This window comes from Spirochaetota bacterium, assembly GCA_026415295.1.
Taxonomy (GTDB): Bacteria; Spirochaetota; JAAYUW01; order JAAYUW01; family JAOAHJ01; genus JAOAHJ01.
In genome coordinates this window covers 55736-72225 of the sequence record JAOAHJ010000039.1, presented here as the reverse complement: position 1 = coordinate 72225, position 16490 = coordinate 55736, and the positions used below count along the sequence as shown (strand labels likewise).

At 22.4% G+C, this 16490-nt stretch carries 13 protein-coding genes and 1 riboswitch; of the genes, 7 read left to right on the top strand and 6 right to left on the bottom strand.

The genetic code is table 11. The annotated features are described in order from the left end of the window. The first annotated feature begins 20 nt into the window (after positions 1-20). Both N3A58_08925 and N3A58_08920 read left to right on the top strand, forming a co-directional pair. The gene (locus tag N3A58_08925; GenBank protein ID MCX8059520.1) at positions 21-800 is read left to right on the top strand and encodes an FprA family A-type flavoprotein; all 780 of its coding nucleotides are present in this window, start codon (positions 21-23) and stop codon (positions 798-800) included. A gap of 66 nt (positions 801-866) precedes the next feature. Beyond that, positions 867-1730: a methyl-accepting chemotaxis protein gene (locus N3A58_08920; protein ID MCX8059519.1), complete on the top strand. Its 864-nt coding sequence runs from the start codon at positions 867-869 to the stop codon at positions 1728-1730. A 22-nt stretch (positions 1731-1752) separates the two neighbouring features. On the opposite strand, the gene N3A58_08915 is transcribed toward N3A58_08920, so the two are convergent. The 4 genes from N3A58_08915 to N3A58_08900 form a co-directional block, all read right to left on the bottom strand. Beyond that, a complete protein-coding gene (locus N3A58_08915) occupies positions 1753-2559 on the bottom strand; it encodes a hypothetical protein (protein MCX8059518.1) in 807 nt (268 codons plus the stop codon). A gap of 176 nt (positions 2560-2735) precedes the next feature. After that, on the bottom strand, positions 2736-3707 hold the full coding sequence (locus tag N3A58_08910; protein ID MCX8059517.1) for an ABC transporter substrate-binding protein: 972 nt from the start codon (positions 3705-3707) through the stop codon (positions 2736-2738). Between the two features lie 106 nt (positions 3708-3813). Continuing rightward, positions 3814-5421: an ATP-binding cassette domain-containing protein gene (locus N3A58_08905; protein ID MCX8059516.1), complete on the bottom strand. Its 1608-nt coding sequence runs from the start codon at positions 5419-5421 to the stop codon at positions 3814-3816. A 225-nt stretch (positions 5422-5646) separates the two neighbouring features. Beyond that, a riboswitch (FMN riboswitch) is annotated at positions 5647-5775 on the bottom strand. Positions 5776-5851: 76 nt separating this feature from the next. Then, positions 5852-7246: a glycine--tRNA ligase gene (locus tag N3A58_08900; GenBank protein ID MCX8059515.1), complete on the bottom strand. Its 1395-nt coding sequence runs from the start codon at positions 7244-7246 to the stop codon at positions 5852-5854. Positions 7247-7474: 228 nt separating this feature from the next. On the opposite strand from N3A58_08900, the gene N3A58_08895 reads away from it, so the two are divergent. Beyond that, a complete protein-coding gene (locus N3A58_08895) occupies positions 7475-8893 on the top strand; it encodes an MATE family efflux transporter (GenBank protein MCX8059514.1) in 1419 nt (472 codons plus the stop codon). A 4-nt stretch (positions 8894-8897) separates the two neighbouring features. On the opposite strand, the gene N3A58_08890 is transcribed toward N3A58_08895, so the two are convergent. Then, positions 8898-9248 (bottom strand): DUF3795 domain-containing protein, encoded by a 351-nt coding sequence (locus N3A58_08890; protein ID MCX8059513.1) that lies wholly within the window; start codon positions 9246-9248, stop codon positions 8898-8900. 311 nt (positions 9249-9559) lie between these two features. On the opposite strand from N3A58_08890, the gene N3A58_08885 reads away from it, so the two are divergent. The 3 genes from N3A58_08885 to N3A58_08875 all read left to right on the top strand — a co-directional run bounded on the left by N3A58_08885 (position 9560) and on the right by N3A58_08875 (position 14626). Further along, the gene (locus N3A58_08885; protein ID MCX8059512.1) at positions 9560-11743 is read left to right on the top strand and encodes an MMPL family transporter; all 2184 of its coding nucleotides are present in this window, start codon (positions 9560-9562) and stop codon (positions 11741-11743) included. 193 nt (positions 11744-11936) lie between these two features. Next, positions 11937-13400, top strand: a complete 1464-nt coding sequence (locus N3A58_08880; GenBank protein ID MCX8059511.1) for a hypothetical protein — start codon at positions 11937-11939, stop codon at positions 13398-13400. Positions 13401-13420: 20 nt separating this feature from the next. Beyond that, positions 13421-14626, top strand: coding sequence for an aspartate kinase (locus tag N3A58_08875; protein MCX8059510.1), 1206 nt, complete (start codon positions 13421-13423; stop codon positions 14624-14626). Between the two features lie 25 nt (positions 14627-14651). Here the strand turns inward: N3A58_08875 and N3A58_08870 are convergent, their stop codons facing one another. Further along, a complete protein-coding gene (locus N3A58_08870; protein MCX8059509.1) occupies positions 14652-15497 on the bottom strand; it encodes a hypothetical protein in 846 nt (281 codons plus the stop codon). Positions 15498-15681: 184 nt separating this feature from the next. On the opposite strand from N3A58_08870, the gene N3A58_08865 reads away from it, so the two are divergent. After that, positions 15682-16419 (top strand): DUF434 domain-containing protein, encoded by a 738-nt coding sequence (locus tag N3A58_08865; protein MCX8059508.1) that lies wholly within the window; start codon positions 15682-15684, stop codon positions 16417-16419. Positions 16420-16490: the final 71 nt, after the last annotated feature.

The window sequence follows — 16490 nt, the reverse complement described above, 5'->3', positions numbered from 1 at the left end:
AATAATTACAGGAGTAAAAAATGGAAAATATTAAAGCAAATGAAGTAATAGAAGGGAAAGTTTTATTTGAAAAAGATGATTATAAATTTATTTGGCTTGGATGGGATAAATATTCTGAAAGAGAAATCATCCAGACAAACCAATATCTTATTATGACTAAAGATATGGGGATTTTGCTTGATCCAGGTGGTGTTTCTACTTTTTCTAAAGTTGTTGCTGTTGTATCACAATATATTCCTATGACAAAGATAAAAGTTATATTTTATACCCATCAAGATCCTGATGTTTCATCTGGAATAGCTATGTGGCTTGGTATTACAAACGCAAATATTTATATTTCAAATAAATGGATCAGATTTTTACCACATTTTGGCATTTTTGATGCATCTAGGATAGTTCCACTAAAAGATCAAGGAGGTGATATTAAGATAGATGGATATCAACCTCTTATAATAGTTCCAGCTCATTTTATGCATTCTCCAGGGAATTTAATAATTTATGATCCAAATTCAAAAATTCTTTTTTCAGGAGATATTGGAGCAGCAGTTTTTCCTCCAAATAAGAAGTATCTTTTTGTTGAAAAATTTGAAGATCATCTTCAAGCTATTGAGGCCTTTCATCAACGATATATGGCTTCAAATAAAGTGCTTAGATATTTTGTTGATAAAATTTCAAAATATGAAATAAAAATGATTTGTCCACAACATGGTGCAATTTATGATGGAGAAAATGTTAAAAAGTTTTTAGATTGGTTATATAATCTTAAATGTGGTATTGATATAATTGAAACTATTTATTAAAAAATTTATCCTTTTAATTAAAGAGCCCTATAAAAAAGTTTTGTAAATTATAAAAAGGATTTCAATATGAATAATAATAATTTAAAAAAAGAGTTACAAAATTATTTCATTTTAGCAGATAAATTAACTTCTCAATATTCAAATTCAATTATATTAAGTACAATTACAACAAATTCCCTTGAACTCATTTTTGAATTTATAAGTTCTATAAAAGGATTTACCACCTCTATTCTTGCTGCATTTGAAGAAATGAGTGCTACAAATAAAAATATTAATGTTAATTTAAAAAATATTGATTTAGAAATGAATTCGATGCTAGATAAAAATAATTTACTTGTTAATAGATTTAACGAAAGAACAGAACAAATAGATAATATATTTTCAAAGATAAAAGAATCAAAAAATGTATTTAATAGGCTTTTTGAAAATTCTAAAATTGTATTTGAATCCACTTCTGCAATAAAAGATATAGCTGAAAAAACAAATGTGTTGGCAATTAATGCTTCTATTGAAGCTGCTCATGCTGGAAAGTATGGTTCTGGGTTTAATATTATTTCTTCTGAAGTTAGGAAACTTGCTGACAATACTAAAGATCTTGCAAATAATATATCAAAAATAGTAAATGAATTTCAAGAAAATTTTAGTAATATTAATGAACTTTTAAAAAATATTGGTGAAATAATGGAATTTTTGGTTACTGATATTAATGAAATAAAGAAAAATTTTAATGAGAATAATATTATTGGTAAAAAGATAGGGCAATCTTTAACTGAAATTACAAATTCTATGGATGAACAAACTTATGCTTTAAGTGATGGACTTAAAAATATAGAGAATTTATCTAACTTTTCAAATAAAACTTTCAACTTGACAAATGCTTTATTTAGGGCTTATGAAGAGATTAAAAATATTCTTGCCAAGGAAGTTTAAAACCAAAATATATATTTAAAGTTTATTTTTTAAGATAGTCTATTTTGTAATCATAAAGCCAATATTCCTTAGAAGCGTATAAAGCATAAACTCTTAAATGTGGAAATTCTTTAATTACATTAAATCTACCATTATTTCCTATAGCATATGATAAAAAGCCTATAAAACCTCTAGCATTTGCTTCTACTTTATAAGTAGAAAAATTTTTATTAAATGGTGTTGTTATGTTTTCTTCACTGAGAACTTTAAAACCAAAAGGCACTTTAAAAGTGTTGAAAACAAGATATGCTGTTGAATCTATCTGCTTATATTTTTCTAAATTAACGAATGTTAAAAACTCCATAAGGTAAAGAGAATCGCATACAAGTGGATTTTCTCTTGTTAATGTCTTTTGTTCTTTTTTGTAAATGTCCTTAAATATAATTTTATCATCGAAGTATTCATATCTAACATGCCAATAAGATTTCTCAAAATCTGAATCGAATCTAAAATCTACAATTTTTGGAGAAATTTTTTCATCTATTTCCATTGTATAGACTGATTCTCCAAGTGGTCCCCATGAATCTTCTCTAATAAAAATTTCTTTGATTCTATTTTTTTCATCATATTTAAATTCATAAATTATTTTTTCATCATTGAATGATCCTTTAAATTTAATTTTAAATGTTGCTTCTATTTTAGAAACAAGCGCATAATTATTTGATGAAAATTCAGATAAATCGAGGAAGTTTTTATAACCATTTTGGGTATAAACAATAGAAAAGATTATAAAAGTTGATAATAATATTCCAATCAAAATTTTATTTATAAAACCATTATTTTTTGCCATTCATTATCCTTTAATTTTTATTTAATTTTAATTAAAAAACAATTTAGGTAAAAAACTTAAATAATAAAAATTTTTAGATATAATAATTAAGAAAATTATATTGTCAATTGAATAATTTATTTTTAAAGTTTATAATTTAACTGATTTTTTATTATTAAAAATAAATAGTTAAAAAATTAATTTTTATATAGGTATAAGATATTTAATGAGTTAAATAATTTATTTATTATTCCAAGGTTATATAGTATTTTAATTGATTCATCATATTTATCTTTATCTATATAACCAAAACCTTTTTTATGATAGAAAAGATCTATTGTTTTAATTAAAACTTTTTTCATTATTTTGTCATTGTCTATTCCTTTAACATATTTTTTCCCAATTTCATAAGCTTCATCAATATTTTTTGTTGTAAAATTAAATGCTTCTGTAGTAGCAACTATAAAATTATCTATTATATCTTTTTTTCTTGTTAAAGTTTTATTTGAAGTTATAAATGATGCTCCGACAATATCAGAAATATCTTTAACATTCCAATAATTTAAATTTATACCATTTTCTTCCATTTGAACAGGTTCATTATTATAAAAACATACAGCTGCATCAACTTTATCTGAAGTTAAAGAAGCTATTTGAGTGTAACCTATTTTTTCAATCTTTACTTTGTTTGTTAGATTATAATAATTAAGAAATATTAACAAGCCTATAAAAGAAGTTCCAAAAATATCAGGAGTTCCAATCTTTTTATCAACAAAATCCTCTATTTTTTCAATTTTTGACTTCTTTGCTACTATTGTTACAGGATATTTTTGGTAATACTGGAAAATAGATTTTAATTCTATGCCTTTTGAACCTGCTATAATTAGTTGATCTGAATCACTTAAACCAATATCAATTTTTTCTGTTGAAAGTAGTGAAAAAATATCAATACCAAACCCATATTCAATTTTTAAATCTATACCATATTTTTTATATATACCTTTTTCAATTCCTACATAAAGTGGAGTAAATTGAATGTGGGGTATAAAGCCGATTGCTAATTTAACCTCATGTAAAGTTTGAGAATTTAATTTAATTAGATTTGGGGGTAAAAATGAAAATATTAATAGAATTAAAAATGAAAAAAAGATAAATAATTTTTTTTTCATATTATACTCCTTTAAATTTGTAGTTTATTTATATTTTTTAATATTTATTTCTTATTATTGTTATTATTTTTTTAATTATATCATTAATGAAGTTTATTTATTCTTTTTAAGAATTAAAATTTGAAATATCTTTTATTTTTTTATTTTTATTAAAAATATTATAAAAAAAGTTTGCTAATTTAAAATACGATAGTCCTAGTATTATTAACCATATAAGACCAACAAACATTAATTCGATGTCGAAATTAGCTTTTGCTATTCTTATTAAACTACCTAGTCCGTCAGAACCAGCTACAAATTCTCCAACTACAGCTCCTATTACTGATAATGTTATTGAAACTTTAATTCCACTAAATATAATTGGTAATGATTTTGGGAATTCCAGTTTTAGAAAAGATTTAAGTTTATTTGGCTTATAAAACTGAATTAGATCTTCTAATTCTAAATATGCAATTTTTATAGCTGAAATATTATTGATTAACATAGGAAAAAAAATTACAATAATAGAAACAAATATTTTTGAAGTCAAACCAAATCCAAACCATAAGACAATAAAGGGAGCTATTGCTACAGAAGGTATTGTATTAAAGGAAATAAGATATGGCATAATGATTGAATAAATTTTTTTGTTTTTTGAAAGAAATATACCTAAAAATAGAGTTATAAAAAATGCTATAAAAAAACCAGATAAAGATTCATAAATAGTTATTCCTAAATCTTTAAAAATAGAGCCATCTTTTATAGTTTTAAAAAATTTAAGTATTATTTTTTCTGGGGATGGAAATATTAGATCTGAGATATTAAAAATATTTTTTATTAAAAATAACGTTATTAAAAAAATTATTAAATTAAGAAAAGATAATAATTTTGATTTAATTTTAATAAAAGATTTTATAAAAAAGGGAAATTTATAATAAAATTTAGTATTTTTTAAATTTTTATTATTTGCTTGTTTTTTCAGTTCTTTTTGATTTTCTTCATTTATGTCCCAAAGTTCTTTTACATTTTTTCTTATAAAATTCTCAGCATTTTTCTCTTCCTCACTTAATATAAAAGAGTCATAATAAGTAGTATTTTCTTTTTTTAAAGATAAAGTATTAATAATTTTTGAAGGCAGTGATGACATAATAAAGATTTTATCAGAAAGGAAACAAGCTTCTTCAACTGAATGTGTTACAATTATTGTTGTTATATTGAGTTTTTTTATAATATTTTTTAACATTATATTTAATTTTTCTCTTGTTAAGATGTCAAGTGATGAAAAAGGTTCATCTAGAATAAGAAGGTCGGGATCATTAACTAAGGCACGAGCTATTTCTGCTCTTTTTTTCATTCCTCCTGAAAGTTCATCAGGGAAATAATCTTTAAATTCTAATAATCCTACCATTTTTAAAATATTTTCAATTTTATGATTAATTTCAGAATCTATTTTAATGTTTTTCATTTCAAAGGGGAGATAAAGATTTTTATAAACTGTTCTGAAATTAAGCAAAGTATCATGTTGAAAAACAATACTTATATTTGAAAACTTATTTTGCAAAGATCCTTCGAAATTATTTTTTATTTTTCCAATTATTTTTAGAAGTGTGGTTTTACCACAACCAGATGGCCCAATGAAAGAAACTACTTCTCCTTTATTAACTACAAAAGAAATATTATTTAAAACAAAGAGATTTGAATAACTGAATGATAAATTTTTCGAAATTATTTCCATAACTTTCCCTACTATATCTATAATTATTTATATTAAAATAATCTTTATTAAAATAATTTTTTAATATTAAAAAATTATTTAATTTTTCTCACAAAAATTTTAATATCCTTTGTTATAGAAATAACTGGAAGGGAGAGCTAAGGATAAAATTATTTTTTATTTTATATTGAGATAGATAAATTATAATATTGTTTATTTAAAAGATGCTATTGATAATAAATAGCATTTATTCTTCTCCCATCCAGACTTTAACTGTCGGTTAAGGATTTTCACCTTATCCCCTGGAATAATCATCTATTCCAGATCGCAGACTATACTGCCGGTACGGAATTTCACCGATCCCCGAAGAATAAAAAATATTAATTTATTTTTAAAGAGCTTATTTAAATATAAATAATTGAATGTATTTTATAAAAAATAAATCAAATATTTAATACTTGATTTTATCAAAAATGCAATCTTTTATTTTGTCTCTATCTACTCTTATTTGTTGCATTGAATCTCTATCTCTTATGGTTACCTTATTGTCTTCTTCAATTGTCTGAAAATCAACAGTAATACAAAATGGTGTTCCTATTTCATCTTGTCTTCTATAAAGTTTTCCTATTGCTGCAGTGTCATCATACATTACATCAAAATAATCAGAAAGTTCATTAAAAATGTTTTTTGCATAATTAACTATTCTTGGTTCATTTTTCTTTAAGGGAAGTATAGCTGCTTTAATTGGAGCAATTTTTGGAGAGAGTTTAAGTAGATTTCTTTCTGTACCATCTGGGAGTTTTTCTATTTCAAAACTATCTATTAGTAAAACTAAAAGGAGTCTTTCTACTCCAAGTGAGGGTTCTATTACATAAGGGATCAATTTTTGTTGATTATATGGATCAAAATAAACCAAATCGACACCAGAATATTCAATGTGTCTTTTTAAATCATAATCAGTTCGTGACGCTATTCCCATTAATTCTCCATAACCCCATGGAAAATTATACTCAAAATCTATTGTTTTGTTAGAGTAATGTGAAAGTTCATCCTTTTCATGTTCTCTTATTCTTAAATTATCCTTATTTATTCCTAAATTTAAGAAAAAGTTGTAAAAATCATCTTTCCATTTTTCAAAATATTCTAATTCTTCACCTGGTTTAACAAAATATTCTATTTCAATTTGTTCAAATTCCCTTGTTCTAAATATAAAATTACCAGGAGTTATCTCATTTCTAAAAGATTTACCAATTTGAGCAACTCCAAATGGAAGTTTGGCTCTTGTTGTATTTAATATATTCAAAAAATTTATAAATATTCCTTGTGCAGTTTCAGGTCTTAAGTAAATTATATTTTCTTCTCCTTCAACAACACCCTGATATGTTTTAAACATTAGATTAAATGATCTAACAGGGGTAAAATTGTGTGCTCCACAATTAGGACATTTAATATTTTGATTGTTTTCTATAATTTCTGATAGTTTTTGATTGTTTAGCCCTTCTACTTTAATTGAAGTGGTCTCTTCTATTAGTTTATCTGCTCTAAATCTTTCTTTACAATCTTTACAATCTATGAGCGGATCTTTAAAATTTTCTAAATGACCTGAAGCTTCCCAAACTTTTGGGTGCATAAGTATTGATGAATCAATAGGATATATATCATCTCTTTTTTGAACGAATACTTTCCAAAAGTAATCCTTTATGTTTTTTTTTAATTGAGCTCCTAGTGGACCATAATCCCACGAATTCGCTAAGCCTCCATAAATTTCAGAACCTTGAAAAATAAAACCTCTTCTTTTACATAAAGAAACAATTTCCTTTATATCCTTAGTTGTATTGGAAGGCATAATAACCCTTTTTATGGATTTTCATTAAAAATAATTTAGGTTTTCTTAAAGTCAAGATTAATTTTTAAGATTAATAATTTTTAAATATTACTTTTAATAATTGTAAAATAAAATATACTATTTTTGAAATTAATTGTTTTTAACATATTTTTATTTATTTTTTTTTAAATAAATTTATTTAAAAATTAATTGGAAAAAATAAAGTATTTTTATTAAGAGGAAAATTTAATGAGTAGTTCAATAAATGAAAATAAAAATATATCAATATTATTGGGTAATCCTAAAAGAGCAATTATTAAGATTTCTATTCCAATGATTTTAGCTAATATAGTTCAAACTCTTTATAATATAGTTGATGCTGTATGGGTATCTGGTATAGGAGGTAATGCTCTTGCTTCAATTGGCGTATTTTTCCCTTTTAATATGGCTATAGTATCTTTATGTATAGGAATGTCTACTGGTGTCAGTACCTCTATTGCAAGATTTATTGGTGCAGGAGATTTTGAAAATGCTAATAAATCTGCAAATCAATCTTTGATTTTAACATTTTTCTTATCAGTATCTTTCATGCTTTTATTATCTCCAACAATTAGCATTATATTTAGAAAGATTGGTCTTAAAGGAATAGTTTATAATTATGCATTGTTATATGCTTATCCTTTAATATATGGAAACATTTTTTTATTTTTAACAAATACAATATATGGTATTTTAAGAGGTTCTGGAAATTCTAGAGGGACAATGGTAGGCATTATTTGTGGGGCTTTAATTAATATAATTCTTGATCCTATATTTATTTATTTTTTTAAATTAGGTGTTTTAGGGGCTTCTATTGCTACAATTATATCCCAATTTATAAGTTTGGTTGTTGTTTTTAGAATCATGATTAATAAAAGTAATTTGCTTAAAATAAAATTTAATTATTTAAATGTAATTAAAGAAAAGTTTTACTATAAGAATAAAAAAATAATTTTTGATAATTATATAATAAAAGATATAATTATTGTAGCTTTACCATCTGCTCTTGCTCAACTATCAATGTCTTTAGCTATGTTTTTTATTAATTATTTTGTATTAAGAGTTAGTGATTCTACAGGGTTAGCAATATTTACAAGTTCATGGAGAATAATTCTATTAGCGATTGTTCCTTTAACTGGACTTGCTGCTTCTTCAAATGTAGTAATAGGTGCTAATTATGGTAGAAAAAGTTTTGGTGGAGTTAAAACTAGCTATTTTTATTCAATTTTTTTTGGAATTGTTATTGAGTTAATTATTTTTATTTTGATTAATATTTTTTCTAAAGAAATATCATATATTTTTTCCCTTAATAAAGAGAATATAGAATTTATACCTTTAATTTCCCAGTCAATTAGATATCTTTCTATATTTATTCCTTTTGTTTCTTTTGGTATGAATTCCTCATCTTTTTTCCAAGGAATAGGGAATGGTAGAATGGCTTTAATAATTACCATAATTAGAACAATAATTTTACAAATATTTTTTTCTTTTCTTTTTGGAGTATTTTTTAAACTGGGAATAAAAGGTATATGTATAGGTATTTCACTTGCAAATATAACTGGTTCCTTTATTGGCTTTTCTATAGGGTGTAATGAGTTAAAAAAAATGAGGTTAATACTAAGCAAATAAAATTTTATTCTAAAAATTGCATATTTATATTATCAAGTCTATATTTTGCTTCTTTAGAATAAGAAAATACTTCATCGAGATTACTACATGGGTAATTTTCGCAATAACCACAATTTACAAGATCTTTAGATGAAGCACATTCTCTAATTTTACATTCATAACAAAACTTAAATTTAATTTCATCATTACTTGTGCAACCTGAACAAATAATTTCTTCAGGTTTTAAATTACTTCCTGAATTTGAAGCCCATTTTATCAAAGCTTCTTTGTCGATATTTTGAACACCATTTTTGTAAGCCAAGAAAGCAGGACATTTAGTACAATCGTATCCACAATAAGCAACTAATGAATCCATTAAATTTTATCCTCCTTTTGTTAAAAAAGAATAAATTAATTATTGCTAATTTTTAAAATATATAAATATTTTTTTATAAAAGTCAATTATTTTTAATAAAATCTTGGATAATTTAAACTCCATATTTCTAAAAATAAAATTTTAACTAAAAAAATTTAAGTTATTTAATAAATTTATAGAAATTTTTTTAATAAATATTTAAATATAAAAATTGAAGTTTTTAAAAAGTTATATATATTAAGGCAAGATTTTTATCCAAAAAATAGTATAGTTTTATTAATTAAAAATTTGATTTAAATTGAAATAGATAAATGAAAGTATTTAATTTTATAGTTAAAAATAGAATTTGGGTTTTTATTTTTTATATTTTAATTATTCCATTTTGTTTCTATTCTTGGAAAAATACCCATATAAATACTTCTTTGACTTCCTATTTACCTCAAGATTTAGATTCAGTTAAAGGTCAAAAAATCCTTGAACAATATTTTCACTCTTCTTCTTCTGCTTTTATTTATTTAGAAGGCTTTGAAAATATTAAATATATTAATGAAATAATTGAAAAAATATCATTAATTGATGGAATAAAAGGTATTTATAGTACAAAAAGCTTTGGAGTTTTAACTGTTCCTCCTGAATTTCTACCAGAAAATATTAGATCGCAATTTTATTCAAAAGAAGGATCTCTAATTACCATTCAATTTAAATATGGTCCAGAGGATAAAAGAACATTTGAAACTGTTAGAAAAATTAAAGAAAATCTAAAAGGTTACAAAAATTTATATTTTGGAGGATTTGCTGTAATTAATGAAGAAAGTAATAGGGAGGTTAGATCTAATACCCAAGATATTGCTCTATATATTACTATTTTTGCTATTTTTATTTTCCTTACATTTAATACAGGTTCCTTTATAGAGGCTTTTTTATTTCTATTTTCTCTTGCTATTGCTTATGTTATTAATATGGGAACAAATTTTTTCTTTAAAGAAATTTCTTATCTTTCTTCTGGTTTAACTGGTGCATTACAACTTGGAGTTTCTATAGATTATTCAATCTTTTTATTTCATAGATTTGAAGAAGAGTTTGCTAAAGATTTAAAAAAAGAGATTGATAAAGCTATGGTAAAAGCCTTAAACTATACTTATAAATCTATATTTACATCAAGTATAACAACATTAATTGGGTTTCTAGCTATTACTGTTATGTCAATAAGAATAGGTTATGATCTAGGACTTATACTCGCAAAGGGAATATTTTTTACCCTTTTCACCACATTAACTTTAATGCCATGTTTATTAATTATTTTTTATCCATTAATTAAGAAGACAAAAATTAATTTTAATTTTTTAAAAAATTTAAATAAAAGATTTCATTATAAGATTGAAAATAAAGTAAAGAATGATGATAGAAGAATTAATAAAGGAAATAAAAACTTTTTTTATATTTATAAATTTAAATCAAATAGATTTATTTTATTTATAATATTTGTTGTTCTTATTACTATTTCATCTTACGGATATTTTAATGTTCCAATATCGTACCAAATAAATGATACATATCCATCAAATTTGGATTCAATAAAGGATTCTATTTATATTATTGATAAGACTGGTTCTGGAGATATAATTTCTCTTATAGTAAAAATTGATAAATTTGATGATTTTGAAAATTACCAGTACAATTTAATGATATCTGAATTAAAAGATATTTATGGAATAGAAACAATATTACATGTTAACTTTGGAAGATCTTTTTTAGAACCATTAAGTTTTTTATCAAAAAGTACATTGAAGTCTTTTTATCAAGAAAATTATCTTGTTTGTCATTTAAAGTTAAAATTTCAACCTGGAACTAACGATTCTTATAGAACAATAGAAAAAATATTTAAAAAAGTTTCAGAATACTATAAAGAATATTATCTCGCTGGGCAAGGAGTTTTAGTTTATGATTTTGCAAGATTAACCAAAGTAGATTTTATGAAGATTAATAGTATATCTTTAATTTTAATTTTTATTACATTAATTGTTTCTTTTTTTTCAATATCTTTACCTCTTTTGTTAATAATTATTATAGAACTTGCAATATTTTTAAATTTTTCTTTTAATTTCATAGCTGGTAAACCTATATCTTTTATAACTCAAACTATTCTAGGTTCGATTCAACTTGGAGCTACTATAGATTATGGCGTATTATATTTAAACAGGTTATTTGATGAAATAAGAGAAGGTAAAACAAAATTTGATGCAATATATCATGCTTCTGTTTCAACTTTCTTACCAATTTTATCTGCCTCATTATGTCTTTTTATTGCAGTTACTACTTATGGTTTTTTTTCAAATTATCCTATTGTAAAAGATATTACTAAGTTAATAGGTAGAGGAGCTATAATATCATTTTTAACAGTAGTAATTTTTAGTCCACTTTTGTGCTATTTATTATATAATAGAATTAGCTTTGTTATCAACTTAAGAAAAAAATTATTTAAATTAGAGAAGTAAACATTTTACAAATTTACAATTGTTAATAAAATTACATTTGCTAAATTTAGTTAAATATTTAGTTGATACATTTTAGTTGATATTATAAACTATATTTGATTTTGTTTAATTTACAATTTATTATTTATTTATTAATGTTCTTAATAAGAGTTATTAGCTTAATCTTATTAAATTAATTTTAGGACAAGAAAAAATGTTAAAATTAAAATTAAAGATATTGATTGTTATATTTTTATTTATATATTTTATTATTCCTCCTATGATTATTATAGCAAATCCATTAAAAATTATTAAGGTAGAATTATTTTATGTTGAAAATGATTTAAATGGTAATATTTCAAAAATAAATTTCAGAGGAACAATCAGATGGGCTGTTGGTAAAATATTAAATTTTAGGAGTAAAATAAATATTAAAAATATAAGACCATTTGATGCAAGAAACCCATTTAATATATCTGGGGATGTTGCAACGGTAGAATTTAAAAATGACAACATAGTATATCTTGATGCTTCTTTGGAAAAGACATTTTTTTTGCCAATTTCACTTACTGCTAAATACTTTTTTAATGATAAAGAAATAAAACCTGATGAAATTTTAAAAAATAAAGCAAATTTAAATGGGACTTTAAGAATAGAATTTTATGCAAGATCTTTGCAAACATATCTAAAAGATATTAATTATCAGAAGTTTCCGGATAATTCAAATGCAAAAATATCTACAAACTTGATAATTCCATATATAATTATTATTACTAATAATAGTCAAATAAATATAGCTAGCTTTAGAGATATAGAAGTAACATCTGGAACAAAATATTTTTTTGGTGACAATATAAATATAAACCTTTTAATGATTACATATCCGGATGCTAAAGCTTCTATAACTTTCAAAGGTAATATGAAAAACTTACCCTCATTTATAGCTACATGTTCACCTTTAAATTTCAATATACCAAATCAATTTCTTGATAATATAAAAAATATTGACAATGCATTGAATACTATTTATCAGAATTATCAATTGATGAAAGAATTTCTTAAAACAATAATAGATACAGAAGCTCAAATAATTGAACAGATAGATATTTTTTACAAAACATTATCAGGTCTGTATCCTTATATTTCAAGTGTAAATGATTTGTTAAATTTATATTCTGCTAATCTTGAAAAAGTAATTAAATTAAATAATGCTTTCCTTCAGATATTAAAAGATATGAAAGATTATCTTTCCTTAGATGAAAATATGTATCAAAAAATAGTTAGTCTTTTTGAATTAAATAATAAATTAATAAAAGTTGTACTTGAAGGAGTAATAATAGAAGAATTTAAAGCCCCTGGAATATACGATTTCCCTCAAATTATTGATTTAGGGGAATTTACATTAAAAAACACTCAAAATATCTTAATACAATTTAATGAAGGCTCTAAATTAATAAGAGATAAATTAATTGAAGTTAAAAGTATTTTTGAATCTTATGAAAAAGATGTAATAGAGACAATAAATAATCTAAGGATAGAAAGAGAAAAAGCCATTCAAATATTTCAAATTACGCCATCTTTGCTTGATTATATAATATTTATAATTAGAGATTTTGAACCAGAAGTTGTTATTGAAAGAAATGTACAATTTATATTTAAATTTAATTTTGAAGAATAATTATTATAGGTAAATAATCTATGGATAAAGAGTTAATTGTATTAAAATACGGTGGTTCCTCAGTAAGTGATGAAAACAAGATAAAAAGGATAGCTCAATATGTAAAAGAGTTAAAAAGTGAGGGGAATAATATTCTTATTGTTGTTTCAGCAATGGGCAAACAGACTGATTCCCTTATAAATATGGCTTATAATATTGCCAAAAATCCACCAAAAAGAGAAATAGATATGCTTCTTACAACTGGAGAAAGAATATCAATGGCTCTTCTTTCAATAGCTTTAAATGATATTGGTGTTAATGCAATATCATTTACAGGTTCTCAATCTGGCATAATTACTGATTGTTCTCATACTAAAGCAAAAATTAATCAAATAAAACCTTATAGGATATTAGATGAATTAAAAAAAGAAAAAGTAGTAATAGTTGCAGGATTTCAAGGAGTGTCTTTTGAAAAAGAGATAACAACATTAGGTAGAGGTGGATCAGATTTAACAGCAATTGCTTTAGCAATATCATTAAATGCTTCAAAATGTTATATAAATACTGATGTAGATGGCATATACCCTGTGGATCCTAGAATAGTTAATGATGTTAAACCTTTTAAAACAATGAGTTTTTTTGATGCCTCACTTTTTGCTTCTACTGGTGCAAAAGTTATGCATGATAGAGCTTGTAGTTTAGCTAGTTTATATAAATATCCTTATTATATAAAATCTAGTTTTAATTCTAATGGAGGGACTTTTGTTATGGATAAACTTATGAATGAAAATGTAAAAGAAAAACCCTTTATTAAAGGAATTACATCAAAAAAAGATTTAAAGATATTCATTTTTAACAATATTGGTTTAGATTTTTTGTTGGATATATTTGATAAAAATGATATTAATATTTATAGTGTTTTTACAGACATAAAAAGATCTATTTTAATAATTGAAGATTATGAATTTATTAAAAATATTGAGATTATAGAAAATGAAATTATAAAAAGATTTAATCCAATACTAGAAAATGGTTTTATAATTTCAATTCTTGGAGAAGGGTTTAATAATTTTCCTGGTTCAATTAATCTTGTTAAAAATATTCTTAGAGAAAATAATTATGAACCTATTTTTTTAGCATCATTTAATCTTGCTACTTCTATTATTTTTAATAACAAAAATGATCATGATTCTATTATTAAAAGTTTATATGAAAAATTAAAAAGTTTTTTTATTGAAGAATTTTAAGTATTATAAGTTAAATTTCAAAGTGTTAATGAAATATAAAATTGATTAATTTATAATCTAAATAATTAAGGTATTTTTCTTTTAATAAAAGTATAATTTTTTGATCTAAAATTGATTTTTTAAAGATAATAAAATTGATATTGTCTCTAAAATTGAATATTTTAAAATTTTCGGTATTTTCTGTTTTATCAATATAGTCATCTAAATTTTTTTTACAAATGCTCGAAATTTTTTTTATACTGGAATACAAATTATTAATTTCATTTTCCTTAAAAAATTTTTCAAAATTTTCTTTTCTGACAAAATTATTTATTAAATAATTTCTTATTAACATTTCAAGATCGCTTTCAGTAGAAGTTTTGAAAAAGGATAAAAAGTTTGAATAATTATAAATTATTTCAAAATTATTTATACCTAGAAAAAACATAAAATTAAAATTATAGTTTTTATAAAATTTATATAAAAAGTTTATATCTTCAAGGAAATCCAAAATAAACTTATCAAAATAGGGGAATATTTTAGAAGAGAATTTTTTTGAAAACAGTTTTTTTTCTTTATTTAGATCACATGCTATTATATCAAGACCGATAGAGTCAAAATTAATAAATAATAAAAGATCACCTTTAACTCTTTTTTTAATTTCTTTAATACTATTTTTTATTGATAATAATTCATGGATTGAATCTTGGTCATTATAAATTATGGTATATGGTTTAAATTTAAAATTATTAATTATTAGATCATAGTTTGATACAATGGAAATTATGAAAAATTCATTTGAGAAAATTTGATGATTATAATAAAAAAATAGAATAATTATAATTAAGAAAAAAATAAAATATTTAATTTTTTTTATTTTATTTTTATACATAAATTAAATTAATAAAAAGAATTACATTTTAGTTTAATTTATATTTTATTATTATTGTTTTTATTTTTCTTTTTTAATTTTATTTTTTTAAAAATATTTTTCAACAAGTTGTAAAGAATAATAAATTAAATTTTTAATTAAAATATTAAAAAAATAATTATAATACATAATATAGTAAAGACAGATGAATAAAATAAGAATAGATTTATTAAAAAAAGCTATAAAAGATTATTCAACTTTTTTAAATAAAAATTATCCTGCAGATAATGTATTTAAAATTGTTTCAGATTTTTATAAACTTAATAATGTAGAGAGAGGTTTTATAAAAAGGGGGGTTTGTAAAAAAGAAATTTTAATAAAAAGAAAGAAAAAGAGATTAAAATATTTATGGAAATTAAGAAATAAAAATATTTATATTGATTTTTTTAATATTTTACTAACATTTCATAGTTTCTATACAGGTAAAGTTGTCTTTATTGGTTTAGATGGATATTTAAGAGATATTTCACTTATTGGAGGCCATAATATACATAAGATAAATGTTGAGAAATATTATTATTGTATTTTTGAATTTTTTATTAAAGCTAAACCAAAAAAAGTTATTGTTTTATTTGATGAACCAGTTTCTTTTTCTAAAAATATTAAAGAAGACTTTGAAAATTATATTAAAAATATTAAAAATAATTTTATAAATAATATAAATTATATAAGCAAAAATAGCGCATATAAAAGGTTTACTAAAATAAATTTTGAATTGGTTACTATTAAAAATCCAGATAATTATTTAATTGAATTAAAAGATAAAAATGGTGTCTTAGTAACTTCCGATTCATATATTATTGATAAGTCCGAATTAAAAATATTTGATTTGGTTGGGTGGTATATAAAAAAAGTACTTAAGAAAAAAGTTTTTAATTTATAAAAAATATTTATTAATTAAAAAAGATTGAAAATTATTTATTGAGGATTAATTTATTGGAAAAAATTAAAGGT